This window comes from Robertmurraya phoenicis, assembly GCF_047302285.1.
Lineage (GTDB): Bacteria > Bacillota > Bacilli > Bacillales > Cytobacillaceae > Robertmurraya.
The window spans coordinates 3,962,026-3,981,070 of record NZ_CP154845.1; the positions used below are offsets into that span (position 1 = coordinate 3,962,026).

14 protein-coding genes are annotated in these 19,045 nt (G+C 34.4%); 4 read left to right on the plus strand and 10 right to left on the minus strand.

Annotated features, from left to right (window positions below):
* The 9 genes from AA0X71_RS19850 to AA0X71_RS19890 all read right to left on the minus strand — a co-directional run bounded on the left by AA0X71_RS19850 (position 1) and on the right by AA0X71_RS19890 (position 12,015).
* Positions 1-867, minus strand: a complete 867-nt coding sequence (locus AA0X71_RS19850; RefSeq protein WP_413357005.1) for an FAD binding domain-containing protein — start codon at positions 865-867, stop codon at positions 1-3.
* Positions 861-1,328 (minus strand): (2Fe-2S)-binding protein, encoded by a 468-nt coding sequence (locus tag AA0X71_RS19855; protein WP_413357006.1) that lies wholly within the window; start codon positions 1,326-1,328, stop codon positions 861-863. Before AA0X71_RS19855 ends, AA0X71_RS19850 begins: the two co-directional genes overlap by 7 nt.
* Positions 1,321-3,477 (minus strand): xanthine dehydrogenase family protein molybdopterin-binding subunit, encoded by a 2,157-nt coding sequence (locus AA0X71_RS19860; protein WP_413357007.1) that lies wholly within the window; start codon positions 3,475-3,477, stop codon positions 1,321-1,323. The genes AA0X71_RS19855 and AA0X71_RS19860 overlap by 8 nt, the downstream gene beginning before the upstream one ends.
* A gap of 167 nt (positions 3,478-3,644) precedes the next feature.
* On the minus strand, positions 3,645-4,244 hold the full coding sequence (locus AA0X71_RS19865; protein WP_413357008.1) for a nucleotidyltransferase family protein: 600 nt from the start codon (positions 4,242-4,244) through the stop codon (positions 3,645-3,647).
* A 333-nt stretch (positions 4,245-4,577) separates the two neighbouring features.
* Complete coding sequence (locus AA0X71_RS19870; protein ID WP_413357009.1) at positions 4,578-5,456, minus strand: DUF6602 domain-containing protein; 879 nt, start codon at positions 5,454-5,456, stop codon at positions 4,578-4,580.
* Positions 5,457-5,660: 204 nt separating this feature from the next.
* A complete protein-coding gene (locus AA0X71_RS19875) occupies positions 5,661-6,155 on the minus strand; it encodes a HEPN domain-containing protein (protein WP_413357010.1) in 495 nt (164 codons plus the stop codon).
* 395 nt (positions 6,156-6,550) lie between these two features.
* Positions 6,551-8,170 (minus strand): DUF4435 domain-containing protein, encoded by a 1,620-nt coding sequence (locus AA0X71_RS19880; protein ID WP_413357011.1) that lies wholly within the window; start codon positions 8,168-8,170, stop codon positions 6,551-6,553.
* Positions 8,171-8,224: 54 nt separating this feature from the next.
* Positions 8,225-9,970 (minus strand): UvrD-helicase domain-containing protein, encoded by a 1,746-nt coding sequence (locus AA0X71_RS19885; RefSeq protein ID WP_413357012.1) that lies wholly within the window; start codon positions 9,968-9,970, stop codon positions 8,225-8,227.
* Positions 9,967-12,015: an ATP-dependent nuclease gene (locus tag AA0X71_RS19890; protein WP_413357013.1), complete on the minus strand. Its 2,049-nt coding sequence runs from the start codon at positions 12,013-12,015 to the stop codon at positions 9,967-9,969. The genes AA0X71_RS19885 and AA0X71_RS19890 overlap by 4 nt, the downstream gene beginning before the upstream one ends.
* Positions 12,016-13,551: 1,536 nt before the next feature.
* Between AA0X71_RS19890 and AA0X71_RS19895 the strand changes: the two genes are divergently transcribed.
* From AA0X71_RS19895 to AA0X71_RS19910, 4 genes are all read left to right on the plus strand, one after another.
* Entirely contained in the window at positions 13,552-14,532 is a 981-nt protein-coding gene (locus AA0X71_RS19895; protein ID WP_413357014.1) for a tyrosine-type recombinase/integrase, read from the plus strand.
* A gap of 73 nt (positions 14,533-14,605) precedes the next feature.
* Positions 14,606-15,019: a hypothetical protein gene (locus AA0X71_RS19900; RefSeq protein ID WP_413357015.1), complete on the plus strand. Its 414-nt coding sequence runs from the start codon at positions 14,606-14,608 to the stop codon at positions 15,017-15,019.
* Positions 15,020-15,564: 545 nt separating this feature from the next.
* Complete coding sequence (locus AA0X71_RS19905) at positions 15,565-15,714, plus strand: hypothetical protein (RefSeq protein WP_268390429.1); 150 nt, start codon at positions 15,565-15,567, stop codon at positions 15,712-15,714.
* A 1-nt stretch (position 15,715) separates the two neighbouring features.
* The gene (locus tag AA0X71_RS19910; RefSeq protein ID WP_413357016.1) at positions 15,716-17,266 is read left to right on the plus strand and encodes a recombinase family protein; all 1,551 of its coding nucleotides are present in this window, start codon (positions 15,716-15,718) and stop codon (positions 17,264-17,266) included.
* Between the two features lie 7 nt (positions 17,267-17,273).
* Here the strand turns inward: AA0X71_RS19910 and rlmD are convergent, their stop codons facing one another.
* A complete protein-coding gene (gene rlmD / locus AA0X71_RS19915) occupies positions 17,274-18,662 on the minus strand; it encodes a 23S rRNA (uracil(1939)-C(5))-methyltransferase RlmD (RefSeq protein WP_413357017.1) in 1,389 nt (462 codons plus the stop codon).
* Positions 18,663-19,045 lie beyond the last annotated feature (383 nt).

The window sequence follows — 19,045 nt, forward strand, 5'->3', positions numbered from 1 at the left end:
TTAAAATCTCCCCTTTGCTTCTAGAAAGTAGCGTAATAAATTTAGAGCAACGGTTTTTCGATAAAAAGCCGTTGAACGCTGGTCATCGATGGGGTGGATAATGGTTGCAAAATCAGCCACGACTTCATTTAAGATTCCTTCTTCTAAAGGAAACTCTTTATCTATTAATTTCTTTTCACATCGCAGCGAGCGAACCATCGTGGGTCCCACTGCCCCAAAGGCAAAACGAGCATCCTTAATTTTGTTGCCAGTGACCTGCAACATTCCAGCAAACGAGATTTTTGAGATGGCATCTGCTTTTCGATTGGCTACTTTTTCAAAAATAAAATGGGTATTCTTTTCATCTAATTCAGGTAAGATCACTTCTACTAATATTTCATTTTTATTCCGGGCGATCCTTCTTGGACCTAGAATAAAGTCTTTAATACCAATGATCCGCTCACTATCAATCGAACGAAGAAGCAGCTTGGCATTAAATATATAGAGAAGGGGGAGTGTATCCCCAGCTGGTGATGCATTGCAGATATTTCCACCTAAAGTTCCTCTGTTACGAATGGCTGGTGCCGCAATTTCACGAATCGCTTTCTTGAAAATAGTGGGGACAAAAGAGTTTACCAATAATTCTTGATATGTGGAACATGCACCAATATGAAGCTCCCGTCCATCCATGTAAATTTGTTTCAACTCTGAAAGATGATCGATAAATACGACTGGTTTTTCTATCTTCGCTGGAACCCCACGCCTGTTCTTACTCTGAACCATCACATCTGTGCCACCGGCAATGAGCAAACATTCTTCTTCATTGAGCTTTGTAATCGTTTGTGCCAACGTATCAAATCGATACGTGGTTAAGGTTTGCATCACCATAAGCCTTCACCCTTTTTCGCTGCTAATTGAATGGCATCGACAATCATGTTATATCCTGTACAGCGACATAGATTACCAGATATCCCTTCGCGAATTTCCTCTTCCGTTGGCCGAGGATTTTTCGACAGTAGGGCTTCCGTCGCGATAATCATTCCGGGTGTACAAAAGCCACATTGCACACCACCAGCTGTTGAATAACATTCATTCAAGACCTCATATCGTGGTGTCTCGCAATACCCTTCAATCGTTTGGACATCCAGTCCTTCCATCGCACCTATCGGAATTAAGCAGCTATTTTGCACAAGATTATTGACAAGAACACTACAAGCACCACATTCTCCTTCTCCACAGCCTTCCTTTGAACCGATTAAACCGAATTCATCTCTTAGCAAATCTAATAATCTCGTTGTAGAAGGGGCCTCTGTTTCGACAACCCTTCCGTTCAGCATAAATTTAATCACCGGCTTCCCCTTCTTTCTTATTCAGACTTTCGATCATTACCTCTGGTGTAATTGGGATTTGCTGAAAATTTATTTGTAGTGCATCCTCAATTGCTGCTTGAATGGCTGGAGCACCACCAATCAACGTTAGTTCTCCTGCCCCTTTTGCGCCGTACGGTCCTCCAGCATATGGATTGTCATAAAGCTTACTTTTAATCGGAACAATATCCATTGAAGTCGGAGGTCCATAGTCCGTAATACTCCGTTGCTGTATTTTTCCTTCTTTTGAAGTCATTTTCTCCATATACCCATAGGCTAGCCCTTGTGCCATTCCGCCATCTATCTGTCCTTTAATAATGCGTTCATCGATCGCTTTGCCAATATCAAAACCAGCATGAATATTTTCTAGTTGGACAGTGCCTGTTAATGTGTCGACCTTGACTTCAATCATATTGACGCCCCAAGAATAAGCTGGATAAGCGTCTCCAGTGAAATTTTCTTCATCCCATGGAATCATTTCCTCATGAACATAATGCTCCATGATTTCTTGCATGACTCCATGTTGCCATTGTTCCTTTAGTCTTTTCGCTGCACGTTCCAGTAATTTTCCAACGATCATCGTTGTTCGAGAAGCTACCGTCGGTCCTGAATCAGGAACTTCCTTTGTATCTGGATATGGGAATTGAATATTTTCATATGGAATATCTAGTTCCTGAGCGACAATTTTACTCAATGTTGTAAAGATTCCTTGCCCCATATCAGAATTTGATATTTTCACGAGTACTTTCTCATCTTCTGACTTGATTAACTTAACGGTCGCTTTAATATGATCTCTTTCTCCACTTCCTGTAAAGCCACATCCATGTAAAAAAAGAGACACTCCTAAACCTTTTTTGAATCGGCTATTTTGACGATTAAACTGAGCAATTTCTTCTTTCTTCTGACGATAATTAATTGTTTTTGAAAGGTCGGTTATCATTTCTTCAACTAAAATCGGATCGCGAAAACGACCATTCGTAATCGTTGGATCCCCTTGCTTCACTAAATATTTTCGCTTGTATGCTAATGGATCCATGTTTGCTACTCGAGCAATATGCCCCATATGACTTTCAATTCCTGCGAAGCTTTGTGGTGCCCCAAAACCTCTAAATGCGCCGTTTGGAACGGTATTTGTTTTCAGCACATATCCTTTTGCATGATAGTGAGGAATTTTATACACACCTGCGCTATTAAGCAATGCCCGCTGAAGAACAACAGGACTTAATCCGGTATTGGCTCCCCCATCAAGGAATAATTCCACATTCATACTCAAAATATTTCCCTGTTCATCGAGCGCCGTTCTATACTTCATTTTCGCTGGATGTCTTTTTGTCGTAACCTCTAAATCCTCCGAGCGTTCAAACAGAAGCATGACTGGCTTTTTGACAACCTGTGCGGCAATCGCAACATGGCAAGCCATCATCGAGGGAAATTCTTCTTTCCCGCCAAAGCCGCCACCTGTTGGACTTTGTATCACCCTGACTTCATCTTCATTGCAAGCTAGGGCACTCATTAACGCATTTTTAATATAATAAAGACACTGCATCGAACCTTTTACTTGAATTTCATCCTCCTCATAGATGCCGAGCATCCCTTGAGGTTCCAAGTAGACATGCTCTTGATAACCTGTTTCAAATACTTCTTCAATGATTTGATAAGCATTTTGTTCCACTTCTGCGATCTTTTCCGACTGTTCTCCGAATTCATGGGTAGCCATCACTCCATTCATAGAATCGATCGCTTCATCAAGTGTGTAGGTTGCTTCATGTTCTTCCATTTGCACATCTACTTTTTCAAGCAAATCATAAAGTACAGCTAACTCTTTTCCAACCAACATAAAGATCGGTTCGCCAATATAGTCGACCCATTCGTTAGCAAAAATCGGCTGGTCAGGAACGAGGATTTTGACAAAATTATCTCCTGGGATATCATCTGCACCTACTACATGATAGCCATCTGGAAGTGGTGGATATTTAATAGAAAGGACTTTCCCAAAAGCGACCTTTGAACGATACAACACCCCATAGAGCATATCTTCCAATTTAACGTCGCTAATATAAGGGAGCTGTCCCGCTACTTTTTCAACATGATCCTTTTTCATGACCGATTTACTAATGTCTTTCGTCAGCATAATAGCCACACCTTCCGACCGATGATAAAAGGCATCTACAGTAGACGCCTTAAAAATAAGAATATCGAACTCGTAAATGAATTTTATTTATTATAAAGGAAGTGAACATTTTTTTAATGAATCTTGTAAGATAATCTAACAGTGTTTTTTCGAAAGATTCTGTCTTTTTATGTTGAAAAATATTTTCTATAGTATTCTTCAATTCCTCTATAATCTTCTGGCGTATCTAAATCGATAAGTATTCCAGGGTCATCTACGTTCATGTAATTCTTTTCAAAGGCACGTAGGACGCAACGTAAATTGCTGTTCGGATCTGCATGAAGAATGGCTTCCTTTACATCTTTTAATAGTTTAATCGGATGCCCTGCTTTATATTGGTTGCTCGGGATCACAACTTCGCCTTTTTCATTAGCTAAGCTCTGTATCGTGTTTTTACTGACAAGAGGGTAGTCTCCAGGCGTCATAAAAAATGTTGAAGAACTTAAATACTGACAACCTTTTTGAATCGAACTAAACATTCCTCGTGTGAAATTATCATTGTGAACACAATCGATCTTCAAATCTGTTATATCCATTTCGGAAATCGATTTTTCTATCCTCTCCCGCTTGTATCCAGTGATGACGATGACCCTTTGGCAAACCCCTTCGAATTTAGATATCGTATGCTCTAATACCGTTTTTTCCCCAAGGGGCATGGTCATTTTAAAGTCCTTCGCACGGCTTGAATAGCCAGCCGCTAGAACAATGGCTTCAATGACTTCTTTCATTTCCTAAAAAGCCCCCAATCAATTTTGTTAACCTCATCATAAAGTGAGTTCTAGTGATGGTCAAGATTATAAAAAAAAAGCGAGGGGATCTCCCCTCACTTTCTTCACTATGCAATTATTCGCCTACATACGTTAACAATGCAACACATTCCACATGTGGTGAGTGTTGAGTTTGGACAATTTAAATAACAAGATGTAGTAGAATCACCTAAAATAGTTTAACTCGTTTACTAAACTGAATGCCCTGTGATTTAATCCGTACATAAAAAAATCTTTATAGAACTTCAACTTAAACACAGTAGGAAATCTAATTCTACTTTCTTGATACAGTCATTATTCTTCCTCGATAGGTTCTGTGAAAATAGCGTGCCTATATCCTGAGTAAGGCCTACATGACTGATATTCAAAATCAGTATACGGAATTTCTTCGATTTCATTTCTGATGTAATCATCAAAATATAAATTTCCTTCTATAAGTACAACTTGTTCCGATAAAATCTCTAACAAATACTTTGTAAATAAAAGAAGTGAATCTTCACCTGACTGATATATTCTGACAAAATCTGTTTCTTTTTCATAGTCATAACTTTTAACAGTTAGTTTCCCAGCTTTTAAAAATAATACTATATCAGGCCATTCTACATATAAATCTTCATATTTAGTTAGCTGCTCTTCCGTAAAATTTTCTCCGCCATTAATGAAAATTGCACAAGTTTTTATAGACTCTGAAAGGCTTAGATAACCTTCATATTCTACACCGTTTCTTAAACTTTCTATTTGTTGTTCTATATTGAAAATCCTACTATTTATGGTGTTTCTATGTTGTCTTATTACTTGTTTAACAGTTTTAGATTTTTCACTAACATTTTGTTCTGACACAGAGTTATAATTCGTTTTCACTTCAATAACAGCATTAACAGATTCTGCAAAAAACATAGAGTGTCCATTCATCTTCAAATTTGGAAAATTAAATGAATCCCATAAAACAATATCTGTTTCATTGCTTCTGTTGAATTGACCATAGACCATACCTTGTCCTATTTCAAAACGCTTTGGAATGATATCATTTAAATAAATTTTTATTAAATCTTCTCTATGGCTACCTTTAAGTCCATTATGCTCACAAATCGCTTGATCTGAAACAGCTAAAAGTTGAATTGATTTATTTTTAAAGTACTGTTTTATTAGCCTGCTTGTTTCTGTAGTAATCATATTAATATCTCCACTTACAATTTTATGTTTTTATGTTATTAACACTATTAAGATAGTTTCCCAAAGATACTTCCACTGTTATTCTTGCAAATTGTTTCTTTTAAAAATCACTTAATTTGAATATACATTTTCAGTAACTGTGGTTTCTTCATTTCATAAATCGTCGAATTACTTTTCTTATCTAAACTTGTTCTACATAAAACATTAATCTTCTTGGTTATGAATCAAATTATGAAGTGTAAATAATAACTCCATTAAAAACTGAAAGTTATACGCCATATTTCCACGCTCATACATGTAACGGAAAATCATGTATGCTTGACCAATTTCCTCTAATGATAAATCAAATGTATCTCTTTTAATATTTCCACAAGGGTGGCCTTCCTTTAATTCATGTTGTATTTCATTCGGGAGTTTTTTAAATAGCTTATAAAGGTTATGTTCTTTTCTACAATCCTTTTTATTTATTAAAAGAAAATATTTTAAATATAATTCGCAAGCAAATGAAACATTCGTAAAAAAAGCATTTCTATAATCGTTAAACATCATATCCTTGCATCTATATGACACCTCAAAATATGCATTAGCCTCGTTCAAGCACTTATCAGCCCAATTTGAATAATCTTCATCTGATTTCAAATCTGTAATAGGATTTTTATCCATTTTCAAATATGCTATCGAACGATTTTTATCTACCATAAGAATCCCCATCCCCAAGCTTTTATGGTACAACAGCGTAAACAAAATATGTTATTTAATATTTCTACAAAAAAAGATCAAATCCCTTCAAAGAGATTTGATCTTAATAATTGATAATTTAGCTCCCTTTAATGATAACATCATATATAATTTCATAAATGTTGGATAAATATTAAGTATAAGCACCCGACACATACTAAAAATAAACCTTCCTCCACACAGTAAAGAAGGTTTATTTGCATGTTTATTAAATTACAATTAATTAGCAGAATTATTTTTGTTCCTGGCACATAACTCAGTAGAGCTTTGATTTACGCACCAATTCACATAGAAATACTCAAATTTTCGTAAATAATCGGTATCTTGATTGAATACGAATATAATAAACGTTCCTTTTATACACTAAATCTTATATATGTTTTAAATGCAGTTTTTAATTCGTTACTTGTTTCACCTCCAATGCTTAAAAGCCGAAGTACATAATCAATATAATAATCTTTTTTCCATCCAAAGGTATTTGGTAACTGAGTATATGGTAACAATCCCTTATTATTAATAACTCTTAAAGCCCCTAAATAATCCCTTTGTTCTATGATCTTATTTAACTCTTGCATACACTCGTTATAAATATAATCAACATTAACTGAGGTATTAATCGAAGTCAGGTTAGCTTTGTAGTCTTCAAGTGAATTAACTTTATTGTTCATTAATCTATAAACTTCATTTTGACATTTTTGCTTACTGAATAGTAATGCCTGCGACTCTAATTCTCTATTTAAAAAATCAAAAGTCTTCTCTTTAATAAAATTTAGAATACTTTCATATCCTTCTTTATTTTGCTTTATACAGATTATCTGTATTACTTCTGGAAGTAAGAATAAATTCTCTATTTCTGCAACATCAGGGGCGAATATATTGCTAGCGTTTAGAGATTGTATTTCTTCATCGGTTCTTCTGTCTCTATCAATTAACCCTTTCACTTCGGCATAATGGATTCCACTTAAGTTTTGATAAGCTTTGGTATAATGAATAACACTATTACAATTGTCTACTGGAATTATGTTATATTCTGTGAATAACATTGCATATAATTTTCTATCAATACTTTTATCAGGAGTACCTTCAACAAGCAGTACTTTTTGTCTATTTCCAAGTATCTCCAGCATTAAATTATCGGAAGCATATACATTTTCAATTAGTTCATAATCCCATTGCAAATTACTTTTTAAACCTTTTGCCCATACAATTTGCGCATTTATCCTAGAACTAGAAAACTCTAAACTATGCGTAATATATATAAATGTACAATCCTGCCTAGCATTTTCAATTGCGTTCCATAATCTTATTAAGACTGACTTATGTAGATGATTTTCTGGTTCATCAATAATTATTAAACTGTTTTGCGGGACACATAATGCTTCTCCAATATAATAAAAAATTGCTCTTTCACCATCACTCATCTCATTACCATTATAATATTGCTTATCCGTATTACTCGGATCACTATCAAATACTTCTATTTTACCTGCACCTATTTTCAGTTCTCGATGAGTAATGACATCTTCCCAAATTTTTTTGATTTTTTCTAACCTAGTTTCATTATCAAAATCTTTATTGCCTCCTTTATGACTTTCTCTATATTCTATGCTCTTTTGATAGTTTTCTGTCATAAGGTATTCCATTAGTATTTCAAAGTCATTTAGCAAGTGAGTCTCAGGTTTATTTCCCCACCGATTATTTCTCTTCCCGAAATTTTTTAACCATTGTTTATCATTATGTGTTCCCCCATATAGGAACTTCTCTTTAGCTAATTCGATTTCAGTTGGACTAACTATGGAAGGCATATTTAACGATTTTTGTGCTGAAATTCTATGAATTTGAATATCAGGATTATTTTCCTCAATCCAAACACTCATTCTTGTCTTACCCGAACCATTAGCACCAATTAGTACAATTGATTGCTTGTCCTCTATATACTTTTCTTCACCGTTAATGTTTGGTAACTTTATTTTCATAAATGTTTTTCCATTTTCCTTTCAATTTAATTTGTTAATGCTAGGTAACAAAATTCAAACTAATTCAGGAATTTTAGATAAGTCTTCCACTTTGATTTTATATTTCTCTTCTATTAACTTTTGATGTTTCTTTATCAATTTAGGAAACACAATGAACAATCGACTTTCCGCTCTGCTCAATCCAACATAATAAATCCTGTGTTCCTCATCATTTTCTAAATCTGGATTGATTAGAAAATCCAACGAATTAGGGATTAATAAAACATTTTCAAATTCGTCGCCTTTTGCTTTATGAATAGTACGATGATCACTAATGTCCTCTTTGAAATTTATGCATATTGAGAGATGTTTGTATGAATTAGTATTATAAAAATCTTTAGCTGCACCAGCTTTGAAACCAGCCATTGAAATATGAGTTTTCAGAATATTATAAAACTCCATAATCGCTTTTGATTCATAGTTACTATACTCGCTTAACAACATCTGAAGTAACGCTATAGATTTGTTAACTTGATCTTTCTCGGATAACCCAATGAAAAGTGCTTTCATTTTTTCTAATGCATTCTTATAATCACCTATTCGCGCAAATTCCACTGACTCTATAGAATTGATTATTATTCTTGGTCTATCCGGATTACTATCAGATTCTTGAAATTTAATTAAAAGTTTAGAATCCAGCCCATTTAAAGAAACCATTGACTTCATTGAATTAGCTCTAGAATTATCTCTAGAAAGCGTATGGATGACAGTATTTTCTCCATACAAATCCTTAATTCTTTTATAAGCGTCTATAGTATCCCCAATAAATAATATAGGCACATCCTCATCAACATTTTTATATTTTTCTTGCACAATGTCATTTCGAACAATATTTAGTAAATCAATGATTTGATTTGAACTACGCCTATTTTCGAGAATCCGATATTCTGCCATGTTTCCTAATCGGAAGTTAGTGAATTCTTCTATATTCGCACCTTGAAAGGCATAAATAGACTGCGCCGGATCACCTATAACACCAACAATAGTTTCTTCTTCCGCTATTAACTTTACTATCCTTGATTGTATAGGATTTGTATCTTGAACTTCATCTAAGAAAAAGTATGGAAATTTCGCTCTTAAAACTTTTAATATAAACGGATTTCTTGTAATTAACACATAACTAAAGAACAAAACATCATCGTGATCAATCTTACCTCTTGCCCAGCTCAACTTTTTATAGCTTATTAAATCATCTTCTAAGATTTCCGCTACTTTGCTAATAAAACCAGCCTTGTCTTTCTTACCAACTAATTTTAAATGTCCATCAGAATCAAACTTATACTCTAAATTTGAAAGCCACACCCACAAAGAATTTTTCTTATCCTCTATAAATTGTAACTGTTTTACCGAATTTGGATGCTTCAAGTCCGTTTTACGGCTATGGTTTTCTAACCAATTTTCAACAGTAGCGCGTCGAGGTAATACGGTATCATGTCCATTAATCTTTTCTATATTCACTTCAAATTCATCAGCAATTAAAAATAAATATGGCTTAATAACATGCTTATACAAAAAACTATGAATTGTTGATACTTCTACTCTATTGGCCATATTAGTACCAAGCCTTTTAAAAATCGTTTCAACTGCGATGTTTGTATATGTAATACAAGCTATTTTACGGGTCTTTTCTAATCGCAACGAATTTTTAACTGTATTTTTCATATGGTTAACTAGCCAATGTGTTTTTCCTGCACCTGGGCCGGCTGTAACTTTAAAATGTTGTTCTACCTGAATATGATCGCTAGATGAAATAGTAATCAATTTTCACACACCCATTCTATAGCGTCTTTAATATAGTCCGGTACAACAAAATCTACATAAGCTTCCGTACCTCGTTTAGTTAAATTCTCTTGCAAAACATGGGCTAATTCCAAAGCATTAACTCCTTTACCAACTGAATTTAAATATCTAGCTGCTATTAGTGCAATCTTTTTAGCATCATCTGTCCAATTTAAATCCTCGTGTCCTAAAGCACTTATAATTCTAATGTTTTCTTTTGAATTACTTAATCGACTATAAAATTCGTCAATTTCTTTTCCTTCCTTAAATAACTTCATCAAACCTTTTATTTCTTCCTTATTTGACATTGAATCAGTTACTAATTCTTCAAGTGTTGGGTTGAAACATGCTAGATCGTATTCAAGGGTTTTACCCTGCACTTCATCTTGTGAATAGAATTTTATATTATGTGAACAATCTAATTCTTGCTGATTAATTTTATATTCGTATTTTGCAGGCTCTATATTCATCTCAAATGGATAGCATTTTTTATAGGATGCACCTTCACTAGAAAATTCTTTTCTTACCGGATCCCTATCAGTAATACAAACTACTTTTCTATTAATTGCAGCTGAATTATTAGTGTTAAATAGATTTAAGAAATGATCAAAGTATTTTCCGCCTACATTTATTACTGCAACATGATTATCCTCTAAGGACTTCCCTACATATTCAGCAAAAATAGACATTAATAATTGCTCCGCTAATCCTTCTACTAAAATAAGTTTTTCTGCAAAAAGCATATTAGATTTAGTCGCATCTAAAAATCTTTGTACATACTTTTTACTTTCTTCGTTACCTTCAAAAACTTTTCCAGGATAACTAACATGTGTTTCATTATTAGCTTTATATAAACAAATTAGTTCGTCTAAACCTAATGCTCCCGTTATATGAGTTGAATGGGTTGTTACGAATAATTGACGTACCTTTTTATCTTTTAAATTTTGCTTTAAAAAATTTAGTAGCTGCCTTTGCATTGATGGATGTAAATGCGCTTCTGGTTCTTCTATTACAAGCATCGGAAAGACTTTTGCATTACTACCTAAATAAGTTTCGCTCGCATTAACTTGCATTTTTGCTAATAATAAAGACATGAAAATCAAATTATTATAGCCAAGACCATTATGTGTTATAGGCAATTGAATTCCCGTTTGATACTCTACAATTAATTTTAGTGCTGAATAAAGTTCAATATCTGTAATACTACCTGCAAAATTCGGCTCTGCATTATCGAAAGATGCACCTATATCTTTTGAATAAGATAATATCTGTTTCTTCCCTTCCAACATCCTAATATTCAATGAGTCCATTAGAGTCTTCGCTTGATTTTCAAATTCCATTTTTTTTTCTTTAATTTGTCGTTCTTTATCACCATCATCTAATCTCTCATTAGATTTAATATCAAAGTCCATAAAGAAATCCAAGACGTTTTTTAATAGCGTATTTTTACCACTAAACATGTCCCTTTCAACATCCCTAATGGCATCTAAAAACTGAAAGTCGAACTTCTTTAAATACTCGCCATCTACTGTAATTTGATTTTCTAAATTACCACCATAAATTTTGTATGTATATAAACGTAAAAAGTTTCTATCGATAATTTCCCATGCTTCTGTTATGGCTGTTGCGGAAGATAACATTCTTCTATAATCTTCATGGTATTTAAAAGGCAGACAAAATTCATAATGTAATTTTGCTTCGTATGGCTCTTCTAACTCAGTTAGCCATTGACTAACAATAACTAAATCGTCTCCCATTAAATCTTCATTGTTTTCTTGGCTAAGTGTTATTGAAATACTTACGCTTGGAGGCTGTACTTTTAATTCCTCTAATGAAATAGCTTTATTGAAGTCATCGATAGACAAATTCTTTCTTACAGATGAACTAAAAATTAATGCCATCGCTCTCAATAAATTGGATTTCCCAGCATTATTGTGGCCAATGATTACATTGACACCCTCGTTAAATTCAATTTGATTGGATTTGAAATTCTTATAATTATTTATTTCTATTTTTGAAATGAACACTCTTTCTAATCCCCTTTAATATAAGTAGTTTTCAACTGAATTTAGTAGCTAACTAATAAATAAATTACACTATAGTTAAATTATAGCTTGTATTAAAAATAAATACATTTTTTTACATAAAATATTGAAATATTATTTTTACAAATTATACGTCCTTTAATCACTAAAGAAGAATTCCATAAGAAAACATATATTTGCGTCTAGTAAAAAAAACTCTGGTGAAACTGAAACAACGGTAGAATACGGAAAAAATTCTAGAGCAAGAATGGTTACTAATATTTCGCTATATAACAGTCAGTTACTCCTTGTACTACTCTTATAATGTTATTAGAGGCTTTTATTGGTCACTATTATCAGTGTAACAAAGGCCGCTAATTAATAATTGCTTAGAATCCTTTTTATTTCTTTTCATTTCAATAATCCAGCTTTTCATTTATCAACTGTTTCTTCTTATCCTTTTACAGACAGTTACTTTTCATAGTAACTAATAGTAGATTACCTAACGGATACCTACCCTTCTGTATTCACCTCAATAAATAGAAGTTGCATCTTCTTCTGAATTACCTAGAGTAGTCCAGCTCTTTTTTCGTTGCTTTATTGAGTCATAAAATAGATTGTCCGCCTTGAATTGTTTAAAAAGAGCGGTTCTCTTTACACTGGTAAAAATAAATTTCAAATAACCCTTCCTCACTTATTCGAATAAGAAAAAGTTGGTGTTAATCTATAAATATAACTACTTTTTATTTACTTTTATGTTTTGTTTAACAATTCCTAAGGTTCTTTTGGAACCACTTCATTTACAAAAAATCGCTATCTTTAAAATTTAACAATACATCTTTCATGGGAAAATCAAGGCATAAGGTTGCCAGGTTTCTTCACCAAAAATCCCCGAACAAATTCTAACAATCCATTTTTTGGTTTATATACTAATTTCGATTTACTGAATAAAATAGTCCGCTACTATTTATTCAGCTTAGTAATTAGCGGTTCATATAGATTGGAAATCCATCCACAGATCGTGCCGTTGCCTAACTCAGTGGTGGTCTAGTGCAAATAGCCGTTGCTGCGCATTAGTTACAAATCCTCTATCTCAATCTTAGCTTGGAGATAAAAAAATGATGGTAACACATCTAAAAATGTAAGAAGCTAATCTTCTGGGCGATAAGAAAAATCGTCAAGTGCTTATGCGACTGCCCTGGCAGGTACGTTTTAACTTTGTTTTGTGAATTGTCTACGGACAAAAAACTCACTTTTCATCTTGGGTTTGAGATGAAGCCTGTGGAATACAGGTACAAGTGAGCTGCACCCACCACCTAGGTGACAAGTGAAGAACTTGTAGTGTGCAACCAAAGAACCCAACTTTTCTAAAGTCTTTCTTTTATACCATATAGACAGTCTATTTAACTGTACGCAGAAACCCCTTTTTTTAGCTTTTCTGAAGGGAACTGCATATAAATTTTATAAAGATCAGACTTTTTCGAAGTAGGCGAAGTCTGTCTTTTTTTGTTTTTCATTTTTTAGAAAGGAATGTTGCAAATGCAGTACAAACGAGGATGGATTAAATCAGATGATGAAATCCGGGAATACGCAAATAATGATATTGAATTAAGCAACAAAGGAGCATATATCAATTTAATGACGCAATTAAATAAATTAGCAAGGCATAGCAAAGGTATAAGTGTGCATAAATCAATGCCGCAATATTATCATCATATGCACTTATTTTGTTTATTTCTTGCTGACTATTTTAACTTAAAGACGTTAGCGAATATTCATGATAAACATATCGTTCAATATGTGATTGAACGACAAGATGAAGGTAAATCAGCTTCGACAATTAAAAACGATTTAGCTGCAATACGATATTTTCACGATCAGATTCCAACTTCACGCTATCGAATCAGTAGCAATCAAAAATTAAAAGAAAAGTATCCAGAATTTGAACTAGATAGAAGACGGTTTGGTGGAGTAAATCGCCGCGCAACAGAATTTGAATATCAGGCTTTGGTTTCACTTGCTTCTAAATCCAATAATCCAAAGCTAGTTATTATTATTCAACTGGCTCGTGAATTAGGATTACGAGTACATGAAGCAGTTAAAATAGATCGAGCTGCTGCGGAAAAGGCTTTAAGAACCGGTTATCTAACGGTGAAAGGTAAAGGTGGATTAGTTCGTGATGTACCTGTTCAGCCAATCGCTATTACGCTTTTAAAATCTGCCATGGAACAAGTCGATCGAGGGGAAAAACTCTTTGTTCCTCTCCATCTAAAAACACATCAAGTAATTCAGCAAGCGCAAGATTTTGTTCGCAATAATCGTGACAGAATAGCAGATCCCTTTAGTGGTCGTCCAGAGGGCGTGAAGGTAACAATGCATAGCTTCAGACATGCATATGCAAAAGAACAGTATGAAAGTTTTATTGCACAAGGATTCGAGCCAGATGCCGCGAAACGCAAGGTTTCAAAGTTGATTGGACATCACCGCGCTGATGTAACAGATATCTATTTAGCGGATTAATGAAAAATTAATCAACACTTCTAGTAATACAAAATTTCGCAGATATAATGATTTACGAATGTGAGGTGATATGATGAATTTAGAACAGGCACTAAAAAGAATCGAAGAACTTAATGGTGAATTAAAACAATCTACTTTAAATTTTAAAAAGGAAAAGGACCGGCTAATTGGATTGGTTGCTTCTTGGAAAAGAAAAGTCGAAAACAAAGGATTAAGACGTGAATCACTTCGTGAAGGTTATAATGCAACAACAGGTATGCATTATAAAACCTATGAAATTGCATTACCGGGAGATTTAGCTATTACAGCCGTCTTAGACTATTTGAAAGAAAAAGAACTTCCTCATTTATATCCATATACTTTCCGAAAACTTGATTTTATGCCAAAGAAGAAAACTTGGATTTATGAAGTCGAACTAGATTTAGAATATGACATTCGATTAGAGGAAGAATTTTTAAGAAAGTATTATGAAAACAATCCCTATTAATTAGTTTTTTCTTATATCCAGCGGTTCGTTTCTTTAAAAATACCTAGATGGTTTGGCGAGAAACAGACCAACTGGTAAACTATCCCCCCTTTATTCAGTATTGTAAGAGGTGGTATATTTTCGACTGAAAATACCTAGATAGTTTGGCTGAAAAATATACCACTATTGCTGGTAGAAACGTTTGAAACTTAGAGCCACAAGGGATTGGAAGTTTTAAAGGGTGGTACATTTCAGCCGAAAATACCTGACAATTTTTTGAGGAAATGTACAAGAAGAAATAAAAGAATGTTTTATTTACTAAACAAACTTCGAAACTTTTTGGATCAACCTATTTCATGTTCTCGCCAAACCTCGGTACCTTCTAAGCATGTATTAATCGCTAAATTAGAATATTGTCCCCATTAAGTAATTTGAGACAACATATTGCGATGTTTTTTTTCAGAAAATCGTTTCACCCTATTAAAATATCAAAACTCATCGAGTAGAATGTTTTTACTTTTAGCTAAAAGCCTTATTTATCTACTTTTACAGGAGGAAAACATTCGATGAAAATCACACGTAAATTTGAAAATGATAATCCAATTGTTGCAATTAAACAAACGCTCGAAGTCCTGTTTGACACTTATATTGATCAGTTTTATGCTATTAACAAGGTGAATTCTACTACATCTTCTGATAACAAGGAGGATGTATAACATGCGATGTGCAGTTTATGCTCGTGTATCAACAGGGTTAGATAGTCAAAAGACATCAATCCCTTCACAAATTAAGCTCTTTGAAAATTACATTAAGGAAAAAGGCTGGGAGCTTTATAAAGTTTATTCAGATGTGCAATCTGCATCTAAATCAAATCGCAACGGTATTCAAGATTTAATTCAAGATGCAAAAGATAAAAAATTTGATGTCGTACTTTCGAAGGAAATTTCACGAATTTCACGGAATGGGATTTTTTCATATGAATTTAAAAATATCTTACTTCTTAATCAAATTCATGTCATTACTTTAGATGGTGCAATCAATTCAATGGAAGATAACTTCTTCAACTTCGGTTTGTTCGTATGGATGGCAGAAGCAGAAGCAGCTCGTACTAGCAAACGTATAAAGGTTTCTTATGAAGTCCGTGCTAAATCGGGACGGTTTGATGACGCTCCCTATGGCTACGATTTAGAAGATGGTAAACTCTATATTTCTAAGAATGGCAGTGCAGAAGTTGTGCAACGAATTTATAAAGAATATATTGCAGGTAAGAGTTTTGACGCGATTGGGCGCTCATTGTTTAATGAGGGTGTTCCTACTCCTGCTCAAGAAAAGGGACACAAAAATGCAAATGTATTTTGGCATGGCTCTACAATACGTCAAATCCTTGAACGTGAAGTCTATACAGGCTGTTTAGTCGCAAAGAAAACTTCTACAATTTCTCCGACAACAACTAAGCGTATTATTAATAAAGAATCGGACTGGATTGTAATTGAAAATACGCATGAGCCAATTATAAGTAAAGAGGACTTTGCATTAGTACAACAATTAATCAAATCTCGAAAACGTATTCGCTCACAACAAAGCACACATCTGTTCACAGGTTTACTTGTCTGTGGTAGCTGTGGAGCTGGAATGCATTTTAAGCGTGATCGCTATGTGTGTGGAAACCAGAACAAACATGGAAAAAAAGCTTGTCCTGACAATTTCCGCCCCATTGAAAAAGAATTAATACAAGTATTATTGAATGATTTAAATACTATATACTTTTCAAATGTTTCCGTGGCTTCAACAGAGAAGCTGCTAGACAACAATCTAAAAAAGTTAAACTCAAAGCCAGTGAATAATCATGAAAAATTACTAAAACAGCTTGCTAGTCTCCGTACTAAGAAACAAAAGGCACTCGATTTGTTGTTAGATGACAAAATTAGCCAAGAAGATTATGACGGTCTTGTAGTTATTTTAAATCCTGAAATAGAGAAACTAGTTGAACAACTAAATCTGTTGCAGTATGAGGAAAGTAATATGCAAGTAGATGTTGCTAATTTGAAAGCGTATATCCTAAATCAATTAAATCCTAAACAACCACTTACAGAGCTAACTCCAACAATTTTAGCTCGCTTCATTCATAAAATAACAGTAAAAGCAGACGGCCAATTAGAAGTGCATTATCGTACTTCTAAACCGTCTGCTTTTTATGTTTCAACAAATATTAAGTTAGCTATTCCAAAGACACATCCGAGTATTGCACATGTAAAAAAGCATGCTTAACTTAGGATTAGTCAGCTAGTTCAAGCAACGCACAGCACTCAACATGTACCGTATGAGGGAATAAATCCACTGGTTGTACCTTTTCGAGTCTATAGCCAAATGGCTCAAGTTCTTTAATATCGGTTGCAAATGTATCTGGATTACAGGATACATAGACAATTCTCTCTGGCTTGGAACGACCAATTCTTCTCATTACTTTTCCACCAGCACCTGAACGAGGAGGATCAAGTAATAACAATTCAGGTCGCCCAAAACTTTCAAGTACCTCATCAATGCCTTTTCGAGCATCCTTTGCTAAAAAGTAAGTGTTCGTTAAGCCATTATCCAAGGCATTACGCTTCGCAGATTCAATCGAACTTTCCACAATTTCAATTCCTGCAAGCTTTTCTACTTTACTTGCAAAAGGTAGAGAGAATGTCCCAACTCCACAGAATAGATCAATCATTTTCTCTGTTTTCTTTGGTTCCCCCATCTCGACAGCAATATCCACAAGCTTTTGAGCTTGCGTGGGATTCGTTTGGAAGAATGTATCAAACCAAAGACGGAATCGATATCCATCCATTTCATCGTAAATGAAGTCTCTCCCGGCAAGCACATGGCTTTTTTCAGATTGGGTACGGTCTGCCCAATCCGTATTTTCAAGCCACATTAAACTTTTTACTTGAGGGAATTTTTCTTCAATACGTTTGATTAAATCGTTCGAAGCTTTTTCTAATTCTCCTGTTGGTGCCTCAGTTGCAAATAGTCCAAGCATCATTTCACCAGTAACAAAGGATTGACGCACCATCAGATGACGCAATAAGCCTTCGTGAAGGTCTTTATTATAGCCTCTTAATTGTTGTTCTTTCGCCCATTCAGCAACTTCCATTGCCGCTTCAACCATTTCTTTGCCTGCAATTAAGCATGTTTCTAAGGAGATTATTTTTCGGAAATTCCCTTGTTCATGTAGGCCAAGTTCGCCTTCTGGTGAAAACGTAAATTCCATTTTATTACGATAGTGCCAATGTTCGTCCATCCCAATCGTATCTTGTACAAGCTCTGGATTGAACCCTTGAGCCTCGATCGCTCCTTTTACATGGGAAGTCTTTTGCTGCAGCTGACCACGATAGTCCCAATGCTGCCACACACATCCTCCACATCGGTCAAAATGAGGACATGGTGGTGCAATGCGCTCAGAATGTGTTTCAACAACTTCTTCTAAAATCGCACGTCTTCTTCTGCGGTCTGGCTTGTCTACTGTTACACGAACTTTTTCACCTGGAAGAACTTGAGGAATAGTTAGTCTCAACTTTTTCGGGTTTCCTTTTTCATTTTCACGCCAAACATTCGCACGTCCAGCACCTTTTTCATCTAAACTTTTTATATCAACAATCATTTCTTCATTTGTAATCGTCATGTTAAAATCCTCTCCATTAAATCTTATCCTTCAATTAGTATAAAGGACTAACATGGATTTGGGAATGTTTCTTGTTTTAGTAGATATTAACAAGGGAGTTGAGGTTGTTTTAAAAGCTTTACTTTTATGGCATCTCTGTTTTTGTACTTTCTATGTACTTTGTTGATTTCTAATACAGGCCGCGCTTTTTTGCGGGCGGACCGTGAACTTGTCGCACCTAAGTAAGGTGCGACAGCGATTTTTAATCAAAAAATGTAAATTTACACTTATTTCATATTAAAATGCTATTTTTCTTGTTGTACAAGAAACAATTTTAAAAAAGGGTTAAAGTTAATGGAATTGTTCTCAATTTCAAGGTGCGAATCCCCCAGGAATATCATGTA

Coding starts and splice junctions, on each gene's coding strand:
- AA0X71_RS19870 (WP_413357009.1), bottom strand. CDS start 5,456: ATGATTACTACAGAAACAAGCAGGCTAATAAAACAGTACTTTAAAAAT.
- AA0X71_RS19900 (WP_413357015.1), top strand. CDS start 14,606: ATGAATTTAGAACAGGCACTAAAAAGAATCGAAGAACTTAATGGTGAA.
- AA0X71_RS19905 (WP_268390429.1), top strand. CDS start 15,565: ATGAAAATCACACGTAAATTTGAAAATGATAATCCAATTGTTGCAATT.
- AA0X71_RS19875 (WP_413357010.1), bottom strand. CDS start 6,155: ATGGTAGATAAAAATCGTTCGATAGCATATTTGAAAATGGATAAAAAT.
- rlmD (WP_413357017.1), bottom strand. CDS start 18,662: ATGACGATTACAAATGAAGAAATGATTGTTGATATAAAAAGTTTAGAT.
- AA0X71_RS19850 (WP_413357005.1), bottom strand. CDS start 867: ATGGTGATGCAAACCTTAACCACGTATCGATTTGATACGTTGGCACAA.
- AA0X71_RS19910 (WP_413357016.1), top strand. CDS start 15,716: ATGCGATGTGCAGTTTATGCTCGTGTATCAACAGGGTTAGATAGTCAA.
- AA0X71_RS19865 (WP_413357008.1), bottom strand. CDS start 4,244: ATGAAAGAAGTCATTGAAGCCATTGTTCTAGCGGCTGGCTATTCAAGC.
- AA0X71_RS19860 (WP_413357007.1), bottom strand. CDS start 3,477: ATGCTGACGAAAGACATTAGTAAATCGGTCATGAAAAAGGATCATGTT.
- AA0X71_RS19880 (WP_413357011.1), bottom strand. CDS start 8,170: ATGAAAATAAAGTTACCAAACATTAACGGTGAAGAAAAGTATATAGAG.
- AA0X71_RS19895 (WP_413357014.1), top strand. CDS start 13,552: ATGCAGTACAAACGAGGATGGATTAAATCAGATGATGAAATCCGGGAA.